Here is a 22,596-nt window from a genome sequence, read left to right as displayed (position 1 = left end):
CGGCGGCCTTCGCCGCTCAGGGACGCTCACGTCAAACCTTCCCCGCCAGATGAAACCGCGACGCCGCGTGCCAAAGCTGCACCGACGTCGCCACCACCTCGCCCACCCACGTCCGCCGCTCGACCATCAAACACGGCTCGCCGATTTCAATATCCAGATGATGCCGCACGTAAGCATCAGGCTTGCGCGCGTAAATGCGAAACTCCGCGCGCTGGATCGGCGCGAGCCGCACCATGTAGTGATTAGGCGTCTCCCGTGTGAAATCCTGCTGCAAATACAGCGGAAACAGCTCCGGATTCACATAGCGATCCTCGTACTGGATCGCCTCGCCCGCTTCGTAATGCACGATGCGCGAGTGGAACGCGGGCCCCTGTGTCAGCCCTAGCGCGACCAGCGCCGCTTCATCGCCACTCGTATCCAGCGCGAGCACACGCGCCGTGTGCCGATGCCCGCGCGCCGCGATTTCATCGGCGATATTGCGGATCTCCAGCACCGTCGATTCATAGTCGCGCGGCGCGACAAAGGTGCCCGAGCCCTGCACGCGCGTGAGCACGCGCTCGGTCGTGAGTTCGCGCAGCGCGCGCGACACGGTCATGCGCGCGACGCCAAACTCTTTCACCAGCACCGTCTCGGACGGGATCGCATCGCCCGGCTTCCAGGTGCCGTTTTCGACGCGCTCCAGCACGTAGCGCTTGATCTGTTCGTAAGGCGGCGCAGTGCGGCGCGTCGATGTCGATGTCGATGTCAAACGCCGCGTGTCCTCGGTTGCCAGTGCGAAAGCGTCGATATTCATGCTCGTGTCGGCTCCTTCGGCGTCGGTTGCGTTCAGGCGCGCTCAGCGTCCCATTGCGTTGACGAGCGCATCGTTCGCCGATGCGGCGGCACCGCGTGCCACCTCTTGCAGCGCAGGCTGCGGCGCGCAATCGAGGCGTTCCGCGAGCGGCCGTTCGGCCTGCGGTTCGGGCAGCGGCGGCGGATTGCCATCGGCGATCAGGCGGAACGCCACCGACATGTCGCCCGCCAGCGGGCGGTCGTCGCGATAGGTCGGCAGCATGCCGCGAATGCGGCCGTAGAGCGCTTCCGTGTAACGCGCGCGCACGGCATCGACGGGTTGCAGGTCGTAGGCCTGGGCGGCCGCCAGCAACTCGATGCCGAGTATGCGGCTGCTGTTCTCGATCACGGCCAGCGCCTTGAGCGCCGCCGGCGTGGCGTGGCACAGGTGGTCTTCCTGGAGGCCCGAGGTCACGCCGCCATCGAGACTCGCGGGCGCGGCGTCGCGGCGGTTCTGCGCGACCAGCGAAGCTGCGGTGTACTGCGCGATCATGAAGCCCGAGCGCGTGCCGCTCGCATGCGCGAGGAACGCGGGCAGACCGCTCACGAGCGGATTGACGAGGCGGTCGAGCCGGCGCTCGGCCATCGCCGCGACCTGGGCGACAGCGGCGGCCAGGCTGTCCATCGCGAGCGCGATGGAGGCGCCCACCGCATGCGCCTGCGAGAACACCTGCGGCGCGTCGGGCGTGCCATCGACGATGGGATTGTCGGTCACCGACGCCAGTTCGCGATTCACGACTTCGGCGGTGGCGGCGAGTACGTCGCGCGCCGCGCCATGCACGTGCGGAATCGTGCGCATGCTCAGCGGGTCCTGCGTGCGGCGGCCCAGCGCGGCCGCCAGCAGTCCGCTTTCCGCAAGCGCCGCGCGCATGCGCGTGCCGACCTGCGCGAGCCCCGGCGACACGCGATATGCAAGCGACTGCGCGTCGAAGGCCGCCATCTGGCCGCCGAGATTTTCGAAGCTCATGGCCGCCACGGCGTCGGCCCAGTCGAGCAGACGCTGCGCGCGTTCAAGCGCCAGCGCGGCCAGCCCAGTCACGCAAGGCGTGCCGTTCACGAGACTCAAGCCTTCCTTCGCCTGTAGCGCGAGCGGTTGCAGGCCGAGTCGTTCGAGCGCTTCGGCGCCGCTCAGGCGCTCGCCGTGCCAGCGCACGTGTCCCGCGCCCACGCAGACGAGCGCGATATGGGCCATATGGCTCAAGTAACCCACCGAACCGAACGCGGGCACTTCGGGCAGGCAATCGGCTGCGAGCAAGGCTTCCAGTTGCTCGACGAGTTCCACGCGCACGCCCGAATGACCGTGCGCGTAGTTGTTGATCGCCGCGGCCATGATGGCGCGCGTTTCCTGCGCGCCCAGCGGCGTGCCCACGCCCACGGCATGGCTCATGAGGATGTTGTGCGAGAGATCGTGCTGCTCGGCGGGCGAGACCACCACATCGCAGAGCGCGCCCACGCCCGTGTTCACGCCATAGGCACGAATGCCGCGCGTGACGATCTGATCGACCAGCTCGCGCGCCGCGCGAATGCGCGTGCGGGCTTCATCGGAGAGTTGCAGCGACTCGCCCGCGGCGACAGTGGCGATATCGCGCCACACGAGCGGGCGTTCGGAACGGATGACGGTCATGGTATGGATACCTGATTATCTTTTCACGGGCTTTGTTGCGCCCGCTCGATTTAAACCCTATGAACCCTATACGCGCTCAGTGTGCGTTGCGGTCCTGATGGCTCGACACGAACTGGCGGAAGCGCTCCGACTTCAGTTCGCCAAATACTTCCTGCGGCGTGCCGTCCGCATCGACGAGACCCTGATGCAGGAACATCACGCGATTCGAGACGTGCTTCGCAAAACCCATTTCGTGCGTGACGACCAGCATCGTGCGGCCTTCTTCCGCGAGCGAGCGCATCACGCGCAGCACTTCGCCCACGAGTTCGGGATCGAGCGCGGAGGTCGGTTCGTCGAACAGCATGACCTTCGGATGCATCGCCAGCGCGCGCGCAATCGCCACGCGCTGCTGCTGGCCGCCCGAGAGATGCGCGGGGTAGTGGCCGCGCTTGTCGGCGAGGCCCACTTTCGCGAGCAGCGCTTCGGCTTCTTCCGTTGCCTCGGCGCGCGTGCGCTTGAGGACGCGCATCGGTCCTTCGATGAGGTTCGCCATCACCGTCATGTGCGACCAGAGGTTGAAGTTCTGGAACACCATGCCGAGTTGCGAGCGTACGCGATCCACCTGACGGCGGTCTTCGGGTTGCAGCTTGCCGTCGCGGCGGCGCTTCATTTTCAGCGCTTCGCCTTCGAGTGCGACGGTGCCGTCATCGGGCATTTCCAGCAGGTTCAGGCAGCGCAGAAACGTGCTCTTGCCCGAGCCGCTCGCGCCGAGAATCGAAATGACATCGCCCTTGTGGGCGTCGAGCGAAATGCCCTTCAGGACGTGGTGCTCGCCGAAGGACTTGTGAATGTTCCTGACGGACAGGGCGACCGGTGCGGCTGCGTTCATGGGTGACTCCGTGGATGTCCGGTTGGGTCGGCCGTTCACGAGGCGGCGCGAGGGGTTTCGAGTGTCGTCAGCTTGCGGGCGGGCGCGACAGGCGCGGCGCGCAGATGGTGCGAAAGGCGTTTTTCCAGCAGCCCGATCAGGCGCACGATGAAGAAGTTGAGCGCGAGGTAGATCAGCGCGGCGCAGGTGAAGACCTCCGTCGTCCGATAGGTCTGCTGAATGATCTGCTGGGCGACGCCGGTGACTTCCCAGACCGTCACGAGGCTCGCGAGCGCGGTGGACTTCACCAGCAGCACGGCTTCGGTCGAGTAGGCGGGCAGGCACTGGCGCAGCGCGATCGGGCCAATCACGCGGCGCAGCAGCGCGAAGCCTGAGAGGCCGACCGAATAGCCCGCCTCGATCTGGCCCACCGGCACGGCCATCAGGCCGCCGCGAATGATTTCCGCCGTGTAGCCGGCGGTGCACAGCGCGAGCGAGAGCACGGCGCACACATAGGGTTCGCGCAGCACGGGCCACAGGAAGCTCTCGCGGATCACGCCGAACTGGCCCAGGCCGTAGTAGACGAGAAACATCTGGATCAGCAGCGGCGAGCCGCGAAACACCAGGATATAGGCGCGTGCGAAGCGGTTGGGCAGCCAGCGCGGCGACACGCGCATGGCCACGATCACGAGCGAAAGCAGGCCGCCGAGCACGAGCGAGGCGAAGAAAAGTCCCAGCGTGATGGGCACGGCTGCGATCAACTGGCGCAGGGTGTCGAGCAGGAAGTCGATGTCGATATGCATGTCGGGTTCCGCCGCGTATCTGTTGGGTCGGGTTGGATCGGACTGGATCAGTTACGCGCGAAATTGCGCTTGAAGGAGCGGCCGACATGCGCTTCCGCGCGGCCGAAAATGCGGTTCGAGACGCCCGTCATCGCCAGATACAGCGCGCCGCCCGCCACGAAGAACAGGAAGTACTGGTGCGTCGATCCGGCGGCCACCTGGCTTGCACGCAGCAACTCGGCCAGACCCGTCACGGAAATCAGTGCGGAGTCCTTGAGACTGAGCTGCCACACGTTGCCGATGCCCGGCAGCGCGAAACGGAACACCTGCGGAATCAGGATGCGGCGCGCCATCGTGAGCGTGGGCATGCCGATCGCGCGCGCGGCTTCGAGTTCGCCGCGCGAGACCGCGAGCACCGCCGCACGGTAGACCTCGGCCTGATACGCGCCGGAAATCATGCCCACGGCGACCGCGCCAATCGCAAACGGCGGCACGCCGACAAAGCCATCCGCACCGAACCATTGGCCGATGCTGGTCACGAGCGCCGAGCCGCCGAAGTAGAACAGATAGATGACGAGCAGCTCGGGCACACCGCGAAACACCGTGGTGTAGCAGTCGCCGAGCACGCGCAACACGCGAAAGCGCGAGAGCTTGGCGGCGGCGACGAGACCGCCGAATACGGCGCCCAGTGCGAGCGCGGCGATCGTGAGCACGACCGTCATGAGTGCGCCGAGCAGCAGCACGCCGCCCCAGCCCTCGGCGCCGAAGCCGAGCATTTCGATCACTGACATGATGACTACCTCAAACGATCAGACGGATACAGGCTGAATGCACGCGAAAACGGCGCGCGCCCGAGGACGCGCACCGCCAGTGAGGCTCAGGGCGTCACGTCGGTCTTGAACCACTTGAGCGCGAGCTTCTTGACCGTACCGTCGGCCTGCGCAGCGGCGATAGCGGTGTCGAACTTCGCCTTGAGGTCGGTGTCCTGCTTGCGGAAGGCGAGGCCTTCGCCCGGGCCCCAGACCGGACCGGCGATTTGCGGACCGGCCATGACGATGCTGTTCGAGTCGGGCTTGCCGATGTTGGCGGTGTAGTAGGTGACGTCGTCGAACGAGGCGTCGATACGGCCGTTGGCCAGATCGAGATCGCGCTCGGGCGCGGACTTGTAGACGCGGATCGACGCGACGTCCTTGAAGTTGTCGTTCACGAAGCGCGTGTAGATCGTGCCCGATTGCAAGCCGATGGTCTTGCCCTTGAGCGCCTTGCGCAGGCCGTCGATGGCGGGCAGGTTGCTGCGCGCGTCGTTGTCGAGTTTCACCTGGCTGACGCTCGCGCCGGCCTTGGGCAGCACCTTCGTGTCGGTCACGGCGAACGTGGCGGGCGTGGCGGCGTAGGGCTTCGAGAAGGCGAGGATCTTCTCGCGGTCGGGCGTGATCGAAATCGCATCCATCAGGACATCGAACTTACCGGCCTGGAGGCCCGGAATCATGCCGTCCCAGTCCTGCGTGACCAGATTGCACTGGAGCTGCGCGCGGGCGCACAGGTTGGCGACGAGTTCCGGCTCGAAGCCGCCGAGCTTGCCGCCCGGCAGGGTCAGATTCCACGGCGCGTAGCTGCCGTCGAGCGCGATCGTCACCGATTTCCATTCCTTCGCGCCGGCGTTGCCGCCTGCCAGCAGCGCCGCGCCGCATGCGGCTCCGATCAGGGCCTTGATGAGCCTGGTGCACTTCACCTGCATGTCGCCACTCCTTGTAGTCGAGTCAACCTTGATGAGGCGGGCGCACCGTGCAGCCCGTCCGTGTTGTCTAGACAAGATTGCGGGAACAAAAAGGCGGACGCAAGCGCTTTTCAATAAAAACCGGGTGTTCCAGGGAATGCCCTGGGCATCAGCCGCACAGGCGCATTAAGCCGATGAATGTGTAGTCTGACTGCATATTCGCACGCGCGCGGGCCGCAGGCTGACGGCGGAATGGCGCGACGAGTTAGCTAGACGACTTGTCGTGGAACGGTCTCGATGCTCGGGCTGCGCGTCGCGCCTGTCATCGCGAGGTCACGCGCAAAAGCCATCGTTTCGCCGACACTTCCCCTGCAAGGCTGGCAGCGCGACATGCGTTCGCACGCCCCCGTCACGAGGCGATTCGACATGACAAAGAAGAACATCCCCGAGGCACCGTTCACCGAAACTCCCGCCGGCGTATCGCACGTATCGCGCCGTGGCTTCCTGAAGCTCGCCGGCGCGTCCGGTTTCGCCAGCGCGGCGGGTGCCGCGGCCTCGCTCACCGGCGTGGCGAAAGCCGATACGCCCGCACCCGACGGCACGCCCGAGCAGATCCACCTCACCTGGGGTGCGGACCCGACGAGCGAAGTCGTGGTGTCGTGGGCGTCGCTGGCCGCCGCCACGCGTCCGCGCGTGACCTTTAGCGCCGACCGTGGCCGGCGCGAGAACGTCGAGGCGATCCAGCGCACCTACACTGACGGCCTCACGGGCGCGGTCGTGTTCACGTACCACGCGCGCCTGCGTGGTCTGCAAGCGGACACGATCTATCGCTACGAAGTCACCGCCGACAACGACAGCCACGCGGGCAATCCATTCAACGCGAGCTTCACGACCGCGCCGCGTGGACGCAAGCCGTTTCGCTTTACGAGCTACGGCGACCTCGCCACGCCCAATACGGGCTGGGTTCTGTCGTCGCCGCAAAGCCGCTTTGCCGTGGCCGCCGTCGAGCGCTTCCAGCCGCTCTTTCACCTGCTCAATGGCGACCTCTGCTATGCGAATCTGAACCCCGCGCATCAGACCGAGGTGTGGCGCGACTTCGCGAACAACAACCAGACGTCGTCGTCGAATCGTCCGTGGATGCCGTGCCCCGGCAATCATGAGATCGAGTTCTACAACGGCCCGCAGGGGCTCGAATCGTATCTCACGCGCTATACGCTGCCCGACAACGGCACGCGCTTCGCAGGCCGCTGGTATCGCTTCCGGGTGAGTAACGTGCTGTTCGTTTCGCTCGATGCCGACGACGTGGTCTATCAGGACGCCGCTGCCTTCGTGGCCGGCCCCGCGCCGCTCGTGCCCGCCGCGAGTACGGGCAACGCGTCCATCGCCCCGGGCTCGTCGTTCTACGTGCGCGGTTATAGCAACGGCGAGCAGACGCGCTGGCTCGAAACGACGCTGCGCGAGGCTTCACAGGACCACGACATCGACTGGATCGTCGTGCAGATGCACCAGGACGCGCTCAGTTCGTCGAAGACCGGCAATGGGTCGGACAAGGGCATCCGCGAGGCGTGGCTGCCGCTGTTCGATCGCTATGGCGTGGATCTGGTGGTGTGCGGTCACGATCACGATTACGAGCGCAGCTATCCGGTGCGCGGCTGCAACCATCACGCGGGCGTGGATGCGAGCACGGGTGCGCCGGTCGATACGCTGCAACCGAAGCCCGTGGCGCAGACGCAGGCGGGCGCCAACACCTTCGACACGAGCCACGGCACGATCCACCTGATTCTGGGCGGCGGGGGCACGAGTGCGCCGCTCGACGTCTATGGCGTGGATTCCGGCAATGGGAATCCGCAGGCGAAGGTGTTCACGAAACCCAACCGCCCGGTGCCGGGCGCGACGGCGGGTACGTGGGTGCGAGCGGGGGCGGATGCGCTGGAGGACGCCATCTGGTCGGCGCAGCGCGATACGGGTACCGGTTATGGGATTGCCGTGTTCGACGTGAACCCCGGCGAGCACGGCGGTAAAACCACCATCACGATGAACTACTATCACGCGCCGGGCGCGGACCAGACGCCCACACCGGACTATGAGCTATTTGAGACGGTGACGCTCGCGAAGGCACGCGGGTAACCTTCGGGCGGCGCGTCGGCTACCTTGAAACTATGTCGAGGCGACGCCCAGCGTCGCCGCCTCCTGGACATCGACACGTTTGGGCACGAGGCCGAGATCGAGGAAGGTATCGGCAATCTTCTGCTGCTCACCAAGGATCGTTTTCGTGATCGGCACCGTGCCGAACGCAATGCGATCGACTGCCTGCTGCACGACCGGCGCGGGCAAACCCCAGAGCTTCGCGAGTTCGGCGGCATAGTCCGCGCGATGGGTCTTGCCCCATTCGTCGGTCTTCGCGATTTCTTCGACGACGATGCGCAGCACGTCCGCGTTCTGGCGCACATAGTCGCGCGACGAAAAGTAAAACCCGCGGTTCACGACAACGCCCGTCGCATCGGCCAGCACGCGCGCGCCGAAGCTCGCCTGCGCCGCCGCGAGGAACGGGTCCCAGATCCCCCAGGCGTCCACCGAGCCGTTTTCGAAGGCCGCACGGGCATCCGGCGGCGAAAGGAACACGGGATGCACGTCGGCGTAATCGAGGCCATGCTTGCGCAGCAATTGCACGAGGAAATAGTTCACGTTGCTGCCGCGCGTGAAGGCGATGCGCTTGCCCTTGAGATCCGCCACTTCGCGCAAGGCTGAGTTGCGCGGCACGATCACGGCTTCCGACTGCGGGCGCGGCGGTGTAGCGGCCACATAGGCGAGGGGTGCGCCAGCGGCCTGCGCGAAGATGGGCGGCGCTTCGCCCACGTCGCCGAAATCGATCGAGCCCACGTTGAGCGCTTCGAGCTGCACGGGGCCCGCGTTGAACTCGGTCCATGTCACGCTCACTCCCAGCGGCGCGAGGCGCTGTTCGAGCGTGCCACGGCCCTTCAGGAGGCTCAGCGCGCCCTTCTGGTTACCGATGCGCAGCGTACGCGGCGCGGGGGCCGCCAGCGCGCCTGACGCGTGCAGGGCGGGCAGCGCCGCAGCAGCGGCGCCGAGCGAAAGTTTGAGGAAGGCGCGGCGTGTGCTCATGGGATCGTTTCTCGAAAACGGGTCGTAAGGTCCGACCGATTCTACGAACGAGTCCGCTCAAGCAGAACGATGGAGTTTTCCGATCCAAATCAGCGTGAGGACTAAGCACGTGACAGCGCAAGCGCCTGCTGGGCCTCGTTCAGCGCGCCTCCTTCAACGATTCCTCGCATTTGCCTAAACATTTCTTCATGGTCCTGCATCGGGTTCGATAGGCTGACCTAACTATTCTCTCGTCACCGGGATGCGATTTATCGCATTCGCTAACCGGCCAATCAAATACGTTCTCTGGAGGATAGATCCATGAAGTCGCTCATGCTCATCGCTGCATTCGCCGGTGCCATCGTCACCACGTCCGCTTTCGCCCAGACCGCTCCGTCGCAAAACAGCCAGCCGGCTGCGGCGACCCAGGTCGCCATGAACAACACGACCGCGACGCCCGCCAACGGCGGTTGGGTAGCGCCTTATGGTCAACCGGTGCACGAAAAGACCCGCGCCGAGGTTTATCACGAACTCGTGCAGGCCGAGCAGGATGGCCAGCTCGCGTACCTGAATTCCACGCTGTACGCGCATTAAAGCCTTGCTGCGCGGCCTTTTCGTCGCGCGAAGGGCCTTGGCAGCACCCTGCGAAAGCGGCACGCTCGATGCGTGCCGCTTTGCTTTTGGTGAGACCTTTTGCGTGACAGGTACACGAACCATGACATGCATGTGACCTGAAATCCCATAGGCGGTTACCTTTGGGATTCAGCGTGCAATCATCGGTTCAGGCGTGCGCTCAGACGTGCTTCGGCAGCGTGAGTTGATAGCCGTAACGGCTGATGGTTTCGATGCGCATTTCGATGGCTTCGCGTTCGAGCTTGCGGCGCAGGCGAGAGACCACGAGGTTCACTGTCGAAGGATCGATATCGTCTTTCTCGGGCCACGCGTAGCGAATCATCTGGTCGCGCGGCACCGGCATGTTGACCTGACGCAGCAGGCATTCGATCAGCAGGTATTCGCGGCGCGTGAGTTCCGCGCGACGCGCGCCTTCGACGATCTCGCGCGTGCTGGCGTCGAGCAGCGGTAGCTGTGCGTCGCTCCCGGCGGCGGGCTGCATGCTGAGAGCTGTATGCACGACGGACGCGGGGCCTGTGCGCAGCAGCGCGAGCATACGCTCGTGCATTTCGATGAATGAAAACGGATAGCGGAAACAGGCATCGGCGCCCGCGCGCAGCAGTTGCGAGCGCGCGTGAGCGCCCGCTTCGATGCCCAGCACCGCGATGATGGTCGCGCCGTTGGTCGCCTGCGCGAAGCGCGGCAGCAGTGCCTGGAGTTCAGGCAGCATCGCGCCATCGAGCGCAACGGCAATCACCGCATCGAACGATTCTTCGCCTGCGACGTAGAGGCCATCGCGCAACTCTTCTGCGCGTTGCAGGCTGTGGGCGCTTTCCTGAAGGGCCTTTTGCAGCCACGCGCCTTCGGCGTGGCAGGGCGAAATGAGGAGAATGCGCATGGGATCGTCGGTCGTGTGCTGCTGTGTAGCGTGTTGTGTAGCGTCTCGGCGCGAACGTCGCTCAGGCGAGCGCGCGCGGCCAGCATTCCACGCTCATGCGTGCGCCGGGGCCGCTTGCCGGCGTGGCGTCGTCGGCATCGGCATGAGCTGCGGTGAGATCGTCCGCATCGTTGATATGCAGCGTAAAGTCGTGCACACGCATCACGGCCGCGACCACGCTCAGACCCAGGCCCGAGCCCGCGATATGCCGCACGGCGTCGCCGCGATAAAAGCGTTGCAGCACGGCGGCGCGCTCGGCGGGCGCGATGCCGGGACCGTTGTCCGCGACCTCGAGCAGGGGGCCGAGTGGCGTCGAGCGCAGCGCCACGCTGACGATGCCGCCTTGCGGCGCGAACTTGATGGCGTTGTCGATGAGGTTGCTGAAGGCTTCGAAGAGCAGCGCGCGATCGCCGTGAATCTCGCTCACGGCTTCCGTTTGCACGCGCCAATCGATCTCGCGGCTTTCCGCCAGCGGCTCGTAAAGCTCTGCGAGTTCGTCGACCAGTTCGCGCAGATCGACGGTCGCGAAACCACCGCGACGATGCAGCGTGGCGATCTCGGAAATGCGCAGCATGGCGCGGAAGCGTTCGAGCAACTGGCCCGTTTCGGTACGCGCGCGCTCCATCATATCGGTGCCCGCTGGGTCGGCGCGCAGGCTCTCGCGTTCGGCGATGTGCGCGAGCAGTGTGTGCAGATGCACGAGCGGCGTGCGCAGATCGTGCGCGATGCCGTCGCATGCGCCTTTGACTTCGCCCATCAGCCGTTCGACTTCGTCGAGCATGTGATTGACGAGATGCGCGAGCATGTCGAGTTCATCGTCGCCGCCGATCGGCAGGCGCTGATCCAGGTCGCCGCGCGCGATGCACTGGGTCACGCGGCGGAATTCGCGTACGCGGCGAATCTGTCGCATGCCGAGCACGAGCCCGCCCGCGACCGCCGCAAGCAACGCCAGCACCGCGCCAACCATCAACGTGCGCACCACGAACTCGCGAATTTCGAGCACGTTGGTCATGTCGCGCGCCACCACGAGATGCATGCCATTGGGCCGCACTTCGCCCATCGCGCGCACGATCGGCGACTGCACGCGGTCGCGCAATTCGAGTGTGTGCTTGAGGGTGCAGCCCACGCGATCGAAGGTGATGCTGGACGGCACTTCGAGCAGGTCGCCAGCCACGTAGCGGCCGTCGGCCGTGAACAGGCCGTAGTAGTTCACATGCATGCGCTCGTGCTCGAGGCGCTGATAGATCGCATCGGGCAATTGCGCATCGGGAATCGAATCGAAGTAGATGAGCTGCCAGCCCATGATCGTGTCGGTATCGCGCTCGATCGAACTGGTGGCGCTCCAGGCGATGAAGCCCACGAGCAGGGTGAGAAACACGCCGAACAGCGCGGTGTAGGCGCACAGCCAGCGAAACGTGGTGGTGTGCCAGCGCCGGCGCGGCAGCACGGGCGCGGCGGGCGCATGGGGTAAAGGCGAACGGCTCGACACGCGGGGTTATCCGAGAATGTAGCCGGAGCCGCGCACGGTCTGGATCAGCGGCGCCACGCCCGGCGGATCGATCTTCTTGCGCAGGCGTCCCATATGCACGTCGATCAGGTTGGTGCCCGGATCGAAGTGATAGCCCCAGACGGCTTCGAACAGCATCGTGCGCGTGATGGTCTTGCCCGCGTGGCGCATCATGAATTCGAGCACGCGGTATTCGGTCGGCAGCAGCGCCACTTCCTCGCCGTCACGGCGCACCTTGCGCGAAATGAGGTCGAGTTCGAGCGGTCCCACATGGAGCGCGGTTTCGCGCGCAACCGTGGAGGCCTGGCGGCGGCGCAGCAGCACTTCGAGGCGCGCGGTCAGTTCTTCGGGATCGAAGGGCTTGGTGAGGTAGTCGTCGCCACCCGCGCGCAGACCGCGCACGCGTTCGTCCACGTCGCCGAGCGCGCTCAACATCAGCACCGGCGTCTGGATGCCGACCGTGCGCATGGCCGTGAGGATCGACAGTCCGTCGACGCCCGGCAGCATACGGTCGAGCGTGATGGCGTCGTACTCGTCGCTCATGGCGCGCGCCATGCCGTCGCGGCCGTTGTCGACCCAGTCGACAACAAAGCCGCGCTGGGTCAATTCACTCACAATTTCGTTGGCTGTGACGGCATCGTCTTCCACCGTCAATACACGCACCTGACTCATTTCCTCGCACTCCGCCTCGCGTCACCTGCTCGGCCTCTCTCGAAGTGCAAGTTTACCGTCGTGAGGCCGTCGTGCCGCGCGAGCTTTCATGAAATTAAATTTAGGTTTGCAAATGCCTCACGCTTCCAGGTCGGCTTGCAACGGGCTTACGACGACGCGTTCGGCGGCTCGCCACGCAGGTCGAGCTGGTAACCATAGCGGTTGATGGTCTCGATCTGGGTCCGCGCGCCGTGCTCGATGAACTTGCGGCGCAGGCGCGAAACCACGAGGTTGACGCTGGAGGGTTCGACATCGCCCTTTTCGGGCCACGCATAGCGGATCAGCTGCTCGCGTGCGACTGGCGCGTTGGCGTGGCGCAGCAGGCATTCCACGAGCAGGTATTCGCGCGTGGTGAGCGAGATGCGGCGGTTTTCCTCGACGAGATCGCGCGTGAGCGGATCGAGCCGCGCGAGATTCGGCCCAACCTGGGCGAGCGTCGTGCGCCGCAGCGCGAGCATGCGCTCCTGGATTTCGAGGATCGACCAGGGCTGCACGAAGCAGGCGTCCGCGCCCGCGCGCAGCAGGCGCGCGCAGTCCGCGGGCGTCGCGCGCGTGAGTGCGATCACGACCGCGGGGGCGTCGGGCAGACGGGTGAACGAGGCGAGCGCGTCGGCAAGGCCGTCGTGCGCGTTCGCACCGCTCGCGCACAGGATCACCGTGTCGAACGGTTCATGGGAGGCGAGGTAGACCGCGTAGTAGAGGTTGTCGGCAACCTCGACGCTGTTCAGGCTCTCGCTCAGCGCTTTATATAAATAGCTCCGCTCCGCGTCGGAGGAGGAGCACAGCAGGACTCTCATTGATAGCGCGTGGTAGGGCGGGGGTGGGGAGGCCAGCAGTCGATGGTGACGGTCGTGCCCGCAGTGGTGGCGTGGGTCGTGGGGTTCGTTGTTGTGTCGCTGCTTGCCTTGCTTATTACGTTGTTTCTCGTGCTGCTTTTTGTGCTGCTTTTTGCATCGTTTGGCGCCACGGCCGTCGGTGGGGTAGGGGGGGCGTCGCTCCGCGCATCGCCGATCGCGAGCCGGAAGTCGTGCAGACGCAGCACCGCCGCGACGATGCCGAGGCCCAGTCCTGTGCCCGGCACGTGGCGCGCCGCGTTGCTACGGTAGTAGCGGCCCAGCACCGCGCTGCGCTCGGCGGGGGCGATGCCGGGACCGTTGTCGGTGACGCTGAACTGGGCGCCCGCGGAGGTCGCGTGGAGCGCGACGCGCACGACGCCGCCGTGCGGAGCGAACTTGATGGCGTTGTCGAGGAGATTGCTGAAGGCCTCGAAGAGCAACGCGCGATCGGCGTAGATCGGCGCGACTTCGGCGGGGGGGATGTCCGGGCCCGCGCCCAGATCGACACGCAGGTCGATGGCTTTGTCCTCGGCGAGTGGCGCATAGAGTTCGCATAGCTCGGTCACGAGAGCGGGCAGCGCCACCTGGGCGAACGCACTGCGCCGCTTGATAGCGCCGATCTCCGAAATGCGCAGCAGCGCCGAGAAGCGCTCGAGGACCGTGTCGGCCTCGTCGCGCGCGCTCTCGAGCACGCCGGCCACGGCCGGTTCGCCACGGCGCTGCAGGGTATCGGCGGCGTGCGAGAGACGCAGGCGAAGCCGCGTGAGCGGCGTGCGCAGATCGTGGGCGATGCCGTCGCAGGCGCTCTTGACTTCGCCGATCAGCCGTTCCACCTCGTCGAGCATGCGGTTGACCAGATCGGCCAGCATGTCGAGCTCGTCGCGGCCCACGACAGGTAACCGCTCGCCGAGTTCGCCGGCCGCGATGCGCGCGGTCGCGCGGCGTATCTGCGCGACCCGGCTGATCTGCCGCATGCTCAGCAGCAAGCCCGCGCAGAGGCTACCGCACAGGCACAGCAGACCGCCGCCGAATAGCGCCTTGAGCAATTCGCCGTGGACGTGGCGCACGTCCGAAAGCGTTCGCGCTACGACGAGGCGCGAGCCATCGGCGCGGATCTCGCCGAGCACCCGCAGCGCCGTCCGGGGACCTTGCTGGGAGCCTTGCACGGCGCCCGTGTCGAGCACGAGGGTCTGGCCGCTCGCACGCTCGTGCGAACGGCCCCAGGGATCGAGCACGAGTCCGGTGGGCAACGCATGGATATCACCGGCCTGCCAGCGGCCGTCGGCGCTAAAGAGGCCGTAGAAGTTCTGCTGCCGGTTTTCGCGGTGCAGGCGGGCGTCGATCGCGGCGCCAAGCGACGCGTCGCTGCGCGAATCGAAATAGCGCAGTTGCCAGCGCAGTCCGCTATCGGTTTCGCGCAGCATGGCGTGGGTCACCGAATACTCGATGAAGCCGAGCAGGACCATGAAGGAGACCGAGAAGATGGCGGCGTAGGCGGCGAACCAGCGGAAAGTCGTGGTTTTCCAGCGCTCGTGACCCAGCTCGCCCGCAGCCGTGGGCGACGGTGGCGCGTCGCCGGACCCTGGCGTGTCGGATGCCTCGGGCACGAAGGCGCCCACGCGGCCCGCGACCCAGCCGGGCAGGTTCATCGCGGGCCTCGCGCCGGATGCTCGCGCCATTGCGTCGTGATTTCGCTGGCTGACATGACTTCCCTCGTTGAGCGCACGAGCGGCATGGTTGCACACGTGCCCAGCCATGATAGGGGCGGGCACCCACCCAAACGGCATCACGACGATGAAGAGGGGGTCATGTTCTTACCGTCGGTTGACGCGAAGCTGTCAGTTTGTCAATTCGGATCTACGCTCGGCCACGAAATTCGATGCGTGTGACTGCATCGATCGGCGGACGCAGTGGGCGCCGCCGATGACAGTTCTTTCATGCTGGTGAGCATTTTGCGCATCGGCTGTCTGCTTATTCTCGATCTCCGTTGGCATTTCGGTCGTGCGCCCGCGCTGTGTTTGCGTGGCCACGCGCGACAAGCCATCTGTACGTCGGCGAGCCCGCCGGCGGTCCATCCTCGGACTGATCAGGTATCGGTCCAGAACAAATCGGAGATCACCATGAAGTCTTGGCTCAAGTTCGCATTGATTCCTCTTCTTGGCGCCGCGAGCGTCAGCGCGTTCGCCGCTCCCCATCTCTCGCCGCGTGCGTGTCACAGCTATCCGTTCGTGAAACCCGCGCATGAGGTCACCCACGACGAACTCATGCAGGAAATCAAGGATCTCTCAAAAGTGGGTTATGAGGAGCACGCGGTCGACAACAACTATCCGGACGACCTCGAGGCAGCCCAGCAGCGCCTGGGCACGCTCTATCGTCACGATTGCCTCCCGCATCAGACAGCAGGCAACGCCCAGGGACAACCGCAGGCTCAAACCCGTACGCAGGCGCTGGCCGACTGAGTATTGAGTTCACGCCTCACAAGGTCACCATTCGCGATTGTTGCGGTGCACCTTGCGAGGCCGCTCAGGGCAATTCCCCATTTCTGGTGACCTTTCGCAGGTAACGCGTTATGGGAACCGGTGACCTTCGGGTTTTCATAACCGACGTCCGTCTGCAACGGCTGACAAAGGTACTGTTCAGACGGATCTCGGGTTACCTTCCGCCAGGTGTCTGAAATCATCGCTTGGCACTGCAGCCAGCAGGGCGCTCCCATAAGCGGGTACCAATCTGGCACCTGTCTATCCCATATCGCGGGACCATCTAGCTGTAATTCCATAAAAATCATGCGGTTACCTTGTTAACTCAAAGTGAGTTAACAAGATCCCGCGGATAGGTCACAGCTGATGGGAGCACGGATCGGGCTCTCGGCGAATAGGTCACCACGGGTGGGATCTGGCATGTTGGTGACCACTTACATCTCTATAGGGTCCCGGTTTTGGGAGACCTCTTTCCTATCGGACGCGTGTTTGAGTGTTTACCTAATACGCTTTAGAACCTTTAGTAAACCTTTAGCCAGCTGGAAGCCTTATGGGATAAGGGTTTGCGGCCGATTTGGTGGCGTGTTATGGGGCCTGAGGTACCGGGTATGGGAGTTCGGGGCTGTGGATATGGGACTTCGGTATCCGCAGATGGGGATTCGAGGTTGTGGATATGGGAAAAAGGTCGCCCTGTATGGGAAAAATGGCTTATTTACGCTGAGGTTCCCTTTTATGGGAACTGGCTTGGGTACCCTGTTATGGGCGTTCGGGGAGGTCTCGTGCATGGTAGAGGGGTGATTTTCCGCTGTTTGGGTAGCCTGATATGGGAAATCCGTTAGGTAACTGGTTATGGTGGGTGTTCACGGTTGGCGCTGAAGGTCACCGGATCGCCCGGAAGGGGAGACTTCGTGGGGAGACTTGATGCACGGACACCAGCGATTCGCTGGGTAACCGGATATGGGTTTCTTTGAAGGTAACCGATTATGGTCTGCAATCGGCTTCTCGTCCCTTGGAAGAGGCGGATTTTGGACTATTTGAGGTTCCCAGTTATGGGATCGAGGCAAGGTCACCTTCGATGGGAGATTTCTGAAGGCCGATCATGTGGGGAGACCCCAGGAAACCAATCGGGAAAAAATCCCATAACTGGATACCTGTGGGTAACTTGATCGAGAGTGAGTGCTCACATAACCGCTAAAGGTGGCCTGTTATGGGGTCTCTTTCGAGCGAAGAGACGTTAAAGGTCACTTGCTATGGGAGCATTTGGCGCAGGCCGTGTGCCCCGCCAGGCCTGGATCGATTGGTTTGGCCCGCCTGCGGGAGCCACGCTTGTCAATTTTTCGCACGGCTGGTGTCGTGAGTGCGCACTGACATTGCGGCGAGCTTGAGTCACCTGGTCGCTTGGTATACAGTTACCAACCGACCAGGTTCCCTATCATGTGGGTCATATGGCAAGAAAAAAGGCCGATGCCGGCGACGCCGACAAGCAAGGTGCACTCGTATTCCAGCAAGGCCAGCCGCCTGATCTCTTCCGCAAGGCGGTCCCCGCGATTCACATCGCGCCGAAATCCGGATCGATCAGCCTTCAGCAGCGCAAGATGTTCAGCTCGCTGATCAAGAACGCAATCCGCCAGGATTCCCTCGAGCAAGGTCGCTCGTCGTTCGAAATTACGATCTCTGCGCTCTCGCAGGACGTCGATCTGAACAGCAACAACACAGAGTACGTCAAGGAAACGATCAACTCGCTTATCAGCACGGTCGTCAACTGGGACTATCTCACGCAGGACAAACGCAGCATCTGGAAAGCGTCGGGCCTGCTCGCGGGTGCCGAACTCGAACGATCGGTGCTGCGCTACACCTTCTCCGAGCAGATCCGCGGCGAACTGCTGAATCCTGAAATCTACGCGATGATCGACATGCGGATCACGCGTCAATTCAGGAAGGCGCACTCGCTGGCGCTGTGGGAGAACGTGGTTCGCTATGAGGCCGTCGGCCTGACGGCGCGCTTTCCGCTCGCGACGCTGCGCGACCTGATTCTCGGCCAGGATACCTCGGCGCAGTCGTACAAGCTGTACAAGCAGTTCAAGAGCCGCGTGCTGGTGCCCTGCATCAAGGAAGTCAACGAGATTTCGGATCACAACTTCGAACTCATCGAGCACAAGGTCGGCCGTTCGGTGGTGGCGCTGCAGTTTCGCGTGACGCGCAAACCGGACACGGACTCGTCGCAGGAACTGCGCGCCAACGAGACGCTGCTGATCGGCGAAATGGCGAAGTTCAGTATTCCGGTGTCGGAAGCGCGGCGCCTGCTCAAGCAGTACGGCGACGAAAAAATCCGTACCGCAGTGGCCTACACGGCGGCGCGTGTCTCGCAGAAGAATGCGGCGCCGCTGGCGAATGTGGCCGCCTATTTCCGCAAGGCGCTGATGCAGGGTTATCAGTTGCCGGGTGCCAATGCGGCGGCCGGTGCCAATGCCGACGCGGGCAAGGCACGCGAAAGTCAGGACCAGGTGCAGGACCGCTACATCGCGGCGAAAATTGCCGAAGCGCGTTCCTACTTCAACGAACTGGAATACGACGATCAGACGGCGCTCATCAAGCGATACAACGAGACCGTCGGCATGGACAAGCTCAAGGTGTCGACTTCGAAGGTGCCGAGCAAGATGGCCTCGACGAACTTCTTCCGTTGGGTCGTGCTGGATACCTGGGGTCAGCCGACGGCCGCCGATCTGCTCGAATTCCTGTTGAGTGGACAGCAGGCGCCGATGGGCGACGCTCAAGGTGTGGTGGGGGACATTGAACTGGCATTCAAATCCCGCGAGGAGTAGGGCAAGGTCAAAGGTGTGCGGCATACGTCGCCGTGCATCTTGTCCTTCTAGCGAAATTTGCCAATTATAAAAACATAAGTAAATTTCGCTTTCTGTATTTTCTGCATATTTTGGATTGGTGCCGGACTTGTGTAGTTCTGCAAGCTGATCGAAATCTCGATTCCCTCCTGCGTTGGCTCAGACTCGAAAATTCATTCGTGGTCTGCCGTGCCGCGATCTCCCCCCTTCTCCTATCGCTCTTGATGTTGACGATCTCCACGTGGAGATTGATTTGTCGTTTGTGTGGTTAGGCGGCCTGTATCAGGGGCGAGCCGCTTCGACGTGCGAGAGGGGAGTGTTGGCGGCGACCTTAAGGTGTATTCCGATCGCTAATGCCATTCGACTCGATAGGGTAGTGGTTTGATCTTGTTGCCCCGGCTGTTGGAGGTACTTCGCCCTTATCGCTGCAGTGGCCTCCACGGGACTGCGCAAGCGACCTCTGACGCATTTGCTAGTTACCCTTCGGTGAAATGGATTTCTCCACGTGAAGAGTCTCAAAGGCACGCTTGTTTCTCTTTTCTGAGGGACGGTAACTCTCACGACTGCCCTTGTGCGATTCAACGATGACTACGGCGATAGATATCTGCCGGTGGGATATGTATCTCCACGTGGAAAGTTCTGGAGCCAGAGATAATTCATTTCCGGGACTGCGTTGATCGTGGCGGCCTGCATATCATTTATCCGCCAGGTCAGACGCTGACATATTTTCGGCAACGCGCCTGTCTCCACGTGGAGACTCCACATTCGTAGGATTGCCTTGAATTTGCAGACGCATCGTTGGCCTCTGCGAATCTCACCGTGAGCAATAGCTCTCACGATGTTGCTTTGATTTCGTGATCTTTTTCGTCTGCGGGTCGAACTGCAGAGCCAAGCAGTCTTCACGTGGAGAGTGCGAGAGTATGGATCTTCGATTGTCGAGCAAGCCGACGATTTCGCAGATCCTCGCGCAAGCAAAACGCAGAGAAGATGATTCTCCACGTGGAGAGCAATCGTCCCGAACAGTCCTATTGGTCTGTTCGGGCTGCGATAGACACCGTGAACTCAATCTTTTTACCAGTGGTATTCACGTTCTCGATCATCGGATTATTGGAACTACACAGCAGTAGCCCCGGCGGCGGTGGCCTTCAGAATCTCCACGTGAAGATTCGATCCCCCGTGAAGAACATCATCAACATCGACTCGAGCAGATGCAGTCGAGGCCAACCGCCCCTGTCTCTTATCCAAACGGCCAGTTTGGTGGTCAACCAGCAACGATTTCAGCGCTAAAGCTAGAATTTACTTTAACTTGCCGCTAGACTGCCAACTGACTCGCTGGAGAGTCTCCACGTGGAGAGTGCGCGTGAAGATGAGTCCACCGTTGAACATTGCATGGAGAACCGAATGGGACTGGTCATCGCTGTAGCGAACCAAAAGGGTGGGGTAGGCAAGACAACTACCAGCATGAATCTGGCGGGAGCATTTCAGTCTGAAGGCTACAAAGTTTATGTGGCCGATGCTGACGGCCAGCAATCGTGCATGAGTTGGTGCGCAGCAGCTGGGCCGGAAACGCCCTTGCCATTCCGGGTCGGCAGCATCAACAAACTGGAAAAGATGATTGGGCCGGAAATCGCCGCATTGGCGAATGACTACGATGTCGTGATTGTCGATTGCCCGCCGAACATCAACGATCTGACGACGGCGCGTGTTCTTGCTGTTGCCGACGCGACAGTCATTCCTACCGACGCATCGCCCATCGACATCTGGAGTAGCGAGGGGATGATGGAACTGGTCGAGCGTACCCGCGTCGCCAATCCTGCCGGTAAATTCGCGATTTTGCTGAATAAATCTAATTCGAAGACCCTGCTGCATACGCAGATGAGCGCCATCCTCGCAGAGAGCAACGTGCGGGTCCTGACTTCCACGGTCAAACAGCGCGAGCTGTATCGTCAGGCGGCGGCACTCGGCCGAACGGTCTTCGACGTGAAAGGGGTGCGTGGCGTGAAGGTGGCCAAGGACGAAATCGCGGCGGTCTACAACGAGATCATCGCGCTCGTTCAGGAAGAGGAGGTTGTCGATGGCAACTAAGCTGAATTTCACCAGCAAAGTCCGCGCCGGCATGGCTGTCGAGCGCGTATCGGCAGGAGAGCGTTTAGCTGATGGCGATGTTGTCGGCATTGCCCAGCGCGATGCGGCGCTCGTGACGCTGGCTGAAGTTCAGCCCGTAGTAGCCGCAGATGCGGTAGCAGTGGCCGCGCCGGTCTCGTCCGAGCCGCCCATTGTGACGACCACGACGGTTATGGCGGCTACGACGGCCAATCACGTCGTTTCGCAGATTCCCGTCGAAGACGTGGTCTCGAATCCGTACAATCCGCGCGCGTTCTACAGCGCGGAAACGATCGACGAACTCGCCGAAAGCTTCGAGAAGCAAGGCCAGATCACGCCGATTCTGGTGACGCGGCTCGCGGAGTTTCCGGGCAAGTATGTGATCGTCGACGGTGAGCGTCGGATCCGGGCAGCGCGATCGCGTGGCGACAAGCATATCGACGCCGATGTGCGCGACGGGCTCGACAACCAGAACCTCTACCTGCGCGCCTACCACGCGAACAAGGAACGCGAAGAGCAAACCGTTTTCGACGACGCGCTGGCCTGGAAGAAGCTCCTCGACGATGGGGTCTATATCGACCAGGTCGAACTGGGCGTGGCCGTCAGTGAGGATCCGAAGCACATCAGCAAGGTGATTTCCCTGACGTCACTACCGTCCTATCTTCTGCAACGCATGGCGCAAAATCGGAAGGACGTCGGGCTCGGTCATGCTTACAACATCAAGCTGATTTTCGATCGTGCCGGCGCGACGGTCGCGGAGCATTGGCTCGAACAGGTGATCGAGGGCAAAGCGAGTGTGCGCAAGCTCGAGGCCGCTGCGTCGGCTGAAGCCGGCGCCCGGCGCATCGGTCCGCGCCGTACGCACTATCAGTCGCGCGTGCAGTTCAATCGCCCCGACGGTGTGGCGCTTGGCGAACTCAAGTTGTTTGGTGACGGGCGCGCTGAACTGAATCTCAAGGGCATCGGCTCTGCCGACCAGCAGCGACTTGCCGAGCGTATGAAAGCCGTGATCGAGGAATGGGCCGCCGATATGGAAGCAACGGCAGCAAGCTGATCACGCGCGTGCATTTCGGATGAAGAGGGCAGGGCTACGCCGTGGCCTTGCCTTTATTTTTTGACCCCACCCGGCGTAGATTCATCTCAGAACAGGTGCGTGGGGTCGAAACCGTGAAACATTCGCCCGAATCTTTTATGTCGAATAAAATCCTTTGTAATCAATAACTTGAGTGGTATTTCGTCGAATGTTTCACGACTCGGCTCGTTTTGCTGGTGATTTCAAATGCTCAATCGCCCCAGTATCGAAATGTCCTGTCGGTTTTCACCAAAAGCGTACTATTCGAAATGTAATTCGTAGTTATTGGAACAATTTGTCTTGAGGTGACGTGGATTGACAATTCCAGTCAGCTACGCCATCCTTATACGAATGAACACGCGCCGCTGCCCGATTACGCTGATTATTATCACCATTCATCGAATGGTGGGTTAGCGTACGTCTGGTAAAAGCGACAACAACCCGCCCCACGAGGCGGGTTTTTTGTTTCCGCTTCCTGGGCTCAATAAGAGACAGCACAGGAGCCGTCATGCAGGTCCAATCGAGCCTTACCGTAGTCGAAGCCGAAACGCGCGATGCCACGCGAAAAACGCCGCAGACCGACTATCTCCGCCTGATT

The 22,596-nt window shown here is 62.7% G+C and carries 18 protein-coding genes; 6 read left to right on the top strand and 12 right to left on the bottom strand.

What is annotated here, in order from left to right:
* Positions 1-31: 31 nt before the first annotated feature.
* From hutC to U5782_RS19365, 6 genes are all read right to left on the bottom strand, one after another.
* Positions 32-793, bottom strand: coding sequence for a histidine utilization repressor (gene hutC, locus U5782_RS19390; RefSeq protein ID WP_322045493.1), 762 nt, complete (start codon positions 791-793; stop codon positions 32-34).
* 42 nt (positions 794-835) lie between these two features.
* Positions 836-2,455 (bottom strand): histidine ammonia-lyase, encoded by a 1,620-nt coding sequence (locus U5782_RS19385; protein WP_322045492.1) that lies wholly within the window; start codon positions 2,453-2,455, stop codon positions 836-838.
* Between the two features lie 76 nt (positions 2,456-2,531).
* A complete protein-coding gene (locus U5782_RS19380; RefSeq protein WP_322045491.1) occupies positions 2,532-3,323 on the bottom strand; it encodes an ABC transporter ATP-binding protein in 792 nt (263 codons plus the stop codon).
* Between the two features lie 35 nt (positions 3,324-3,358).
* On the bottom strand, positions 3,359-4,105 hold the full coding sequence (locus U5782_RS19375) for an ABC transporter permease subunit (protein WP_322045490.1): 747 nt from the start codon (positions 4,103-4,105) through the stop codon (positions 3,359-3,361).
* Between the two features lie 47 nt (positions 4,106-4,152).
* Entirely contained in the window at positions 4,153-4,875 is a 723-nt protein-coding gene (locus U5782_RS19370) for an ABC transporter permease subunit (RefSeq protein WP_322045489.1), read from the bottom strand.
* 86 nt (positions 4,876-4,961) lie between these two features.
* A complete protein-coding gene (locus tag U5782_RS19365; RefSeq protein ID WP_322045488.1) occupies positions 4,962-5,822 on the bottom strand; it encodes a transporter substrate-binding domain-containing protein in 861 nt (286 codons plus the stop codon).
* A gap of 405 nt (positions 5,823-6,227) precedes the next feature.
* Here U5782_RS19365 and U5782_RS19360 point away from each other — a divergent pair, with 405 nt between their 5' ends.
* On the top strand, positions 6,228-7,928 hold the full coding sequence (locus U5782_RS19360; protein WP_322045487.1) for a metallophosphoesterase family protein: 1,701 nt from the start codon (positions 6,228-6,230) through the stop codon (positions 7,926-7,928).
* Between the two features lie 30 nt (positions 7,929-7,958).
* On the opposite strand, the gene U5782_RS19355 is transcribed toward U5782_RS19360, so the two are convergent.
* Positions 7,959-8,924, bottom strand: coding sequence for a sulfonate ABC transporter substrate-binding protein (locus tag U5782_RS19355; RefSeq protein ID WP_322045486.1), 966 nt, complete (start codon positions 8,922-8,924; stop codon positions 7,959-7,961).
* A 300-nt stretch (positions 8,925-9,224) separates the two neighbouring features.
* Here U5782_RS19355 and U5782_RS19350 point away from each other — a divergent pair, with 300 nt between their 5' ends.
* The gene (locus tag U5782_RS19350) at positions 9,225-9,497 is read left to right on the top strand and encodes a DUF4148 domain-containing protein (protein WP_322045485.1); all 273 of its coding nucleotides are present in this window, start codon (positions 9,225-9,227) and stop codon (positions 9,495-9,497) included.
* 199 nt (positions 9,498-9,696) lie between these two features.
* Here U5782_RS19350 and U5782_RS19345 read toward each other — a convergent pair whose 3' ends face one another.
* From U5782_RS19345 to U5782_RS19325, 5 genes are all read right to left on the bottom strand, one after another.
* Positions 9,697-10,413, bottom strand: coding sequence for a response regulator transcription factor (locus tag U5782_RS19345; RefSeq protein WP_322045484.1), 717 nt, complete (start codon positions 10,411-10,413; stop codon positions 9,697-9,699).
* A 61-nt stretch (positions 10,414-10,474) separates the two neighbouring features.
* Positions 10,475-11,941 (bottom strand): HAMP domain-containing sensor histidine kinase, encoded by a 1,467-nt coding sequence (locus tag U5782_RS19340; RefSeq protein ID WP_322045483.1) that lies wholly within the window; start codon positions 11,939-11,941, stop codon positions 10,475-10,477.
* A gap of 6 nt (positions 11,942-11,947) precedes the next feature.
* A complete protein-coding gene (locus U5782_RS19335) occupies positions 11,948-12,622 on the bottom strand; it encodes a response regulator transcription factor (RefSeq protein ID WP_322045702.1) in 675 nt (224 codons plus the stop codon).
* Between the two features lie 155 nt (positions 12,623-12,777).
* Complete coding sequence (locus U5782_RS19330; protein ID WP_322045482.1) at positions 12,778-13,467, bottom strand: response regulator transcription factor; 690 nt, start codon at positions 13,465-13,467, stop codon at positions 12,778-12,780.
* Positions 13,464-15,185: a HAMP domain-containing sensor histidine kinase gene (locus tag U5782_RS19325; protein ID WP_322045481.1), complete on the bottom strand. Its 1,722-nt coding sequence runs from the start codon at positions 15,183-15,185 to the stop codon at positions 13,464-13,466. The genes U5782_RS19330 and U5782_RS19325 overlap by 4 nt, the downstream gene beginning before the upstream one ends.
* A gap of 258 nt (positions 15,186-15,443) precedes the next feature.
* Between U5782_RS19325 and U5782_RS19320 the strand changes: the two genes are divergently transcribed.
* The 4 genes from U5782_RS19320 to U5782_RS19305 all read left to right on the top strand — a co-directional run bounded on the left by U5782_RS19320 (position 15,444) and on the right by U5782_RS19305 (position 21,980).
* On the top strand, positions 15,444-15,965 hold the full coding sequence (locus tag U5782_RS19320) for a hypothetical protein (RefSeq protein ID WP_322045480.1): 522 nt from the start codon (positions 15,444-15,446) through the stop codon (positions 15,963-15,965).
* A gap of 1,463 nt (positions 15,966-17,428) precedes the next feature.
* Positions 17,429-18,805, top strand: a complete 1,377-nt coding sequence (locus U5782_RS19315; protein ID WP_322045479.1) for a replication initiation protein — start codon at positions 17,429-17,431, stop codon at positions 18,803-18,805.
* A gap of 1,419 nt (positions 18,806-20,224) precedes the next feature.
* Positions 20,225-20,908 carry a ParA family partition ATPase gene (parA, locus tag U5782_RS19310; RefSeq protein ID WP_322045478.1) on the top strand — a complete coding sequence of 228 codons (684 nt, stop codon included), beginning with the start codon at positions 20,225-20,227 and terminating at the stop codon, positions 20,906-20,908.
* Positions 20,898-21,980, top strand: a complete 1,083-nt coding sequence (locus U5782_RS19305; protein WP_322045477.1) for a ParB/RepB/Spo0J family partition protein — start codon at positions 20,898-20,900, stop codon at positions 21,978-21,980. Before parA ends, U5782_RS19305 begins: the two co-directional genes overlap by 11 nt.
* Positions 21,981-22,596: the final 616 nt, after the last annotated feature.

This window comes from Paraburkholderia sp. J67, from assembly GCF_905220265.1.
Taxonomy (GTDB): Bacteria; Pseudomonadota; Gammaproteobacteria; order Burkholderiales; family Burkholderiaceae; genus Paraburkholderia.
This window is presented reverse-complemented; position numbering and strand designations above follow the sequence as displayed.

Bases quoted from the DNA above. Each gene is read 5' to 3' on its own strand.
- U5782_RS19330 (WP_322045482.1), bottom strand. From the start codon at position 13,467: ATGAGAGTCCTGCTGTGCTCCTCCTCCGACGCGGAGCGGAGCTATTTA.
- hutC (WP_322045493.1), bottom strand. From the start codon at position 793: ATGAATATCGACGCTTTCGCACTGGCAACCGAGGACACGCGGCGTTTG.
- U5782_RS19305 (WP_322045477.1), top strand. From the start codon at position 20,898: ATGGCAACTAAGCTGAATTTCACCAGCAAAGTCCGCGCCGGCATGGCT.
- U5782_RS19350 (WP_322045485.1), top strand. From the start codon at position 9,225: ATGAAGTCGCTCATGCTCATCGCTGCATTCGCCGGTGCCATCGTCACC.
- U5782_RS19355 (WP_322045486.1), bottom strand. From the start codon at position 8,924: ATGAGCACACGCCGCGCCTTCCTCAAACTTTCGCTCGGCGCCGCTGCT.
- U5782_RS19315 (WP_322045479.1), top strand. From the start codon at position 17,429: ATGGCAAGAAAAAAGGCCGATGCCGGCGACGCCGACAAGCAAGGTGCA.
- U5782_RS19320 (WP_322045480.1), top strand. From the start codon at position 15,444: ATGCTGGTGAGCATTTTGCGCATCGGCTGTCTGCTTATTCTCGATCTC.
- parA (WP_322045478.1), top strand. From the start codon at position 20,225: ATGGGACTGGTCATCGCTGTAGCGAACCAAAAGGGTGGGGTAGGCAAG.
- U5782_RS19325 (WP_322045481.1), bottom strand. From the start codon at position 15,185: ATGGCGCGAGCATCCGGCGCGAGGCCCGCGATGAACCTGCCCGGCTGG.
- U5782_RS19385 (WP_322045492.1), bottom strand. From the start codon at position 2,455: ATGACCGTCATCCGTTCCGAACGCCCGCTCGTGTGGCGCGATATCGCC.
- U5782_RS19380 (WP_322045491.1), bottom strand. From the start codon at position 3,323: ATGAACGCAGCCGCACCGGTCGCCCTGTCCGTCAGGAACATTCACAAG.
- U5782_RS19365 (WP_322045488.1), bottom strand. From the start codon at position 5,822: ATGCAGGTGAAGTGCACCAGGCTCATCAAGGCCCTGATCGGAGCCGCA.
- U5782_RS19360 (WP_322045487.1), top strand. From the start codon at position 6,228: ATGACAAAGAAGAACATCCCCGAGGCACCGTTCACCGAAACTCCCGCC.
- U5782_RS19345 (WP_322045484.1), bottom strand. From the start codon at position 10,413: ATGCGCATTCTCCTCATTTCGCCCTGCCACGCCGAAGGCGCGTGGCTG.
- U5782_RS19375 (WP_322045490.1), bottom strand. From the start codon at position 4,105: ATGCATATCGACATCGACTTCCTGCTCGACACCCTGCGCCAGTTGATC.
- U5782_RS19370 (WP_322045489.1), bottom strand. From the start codon at position 4,875: ATGTCAGTGATCGAAATGCTCGGCTTCGGCGCCGAGGGCTGGGGCGGC.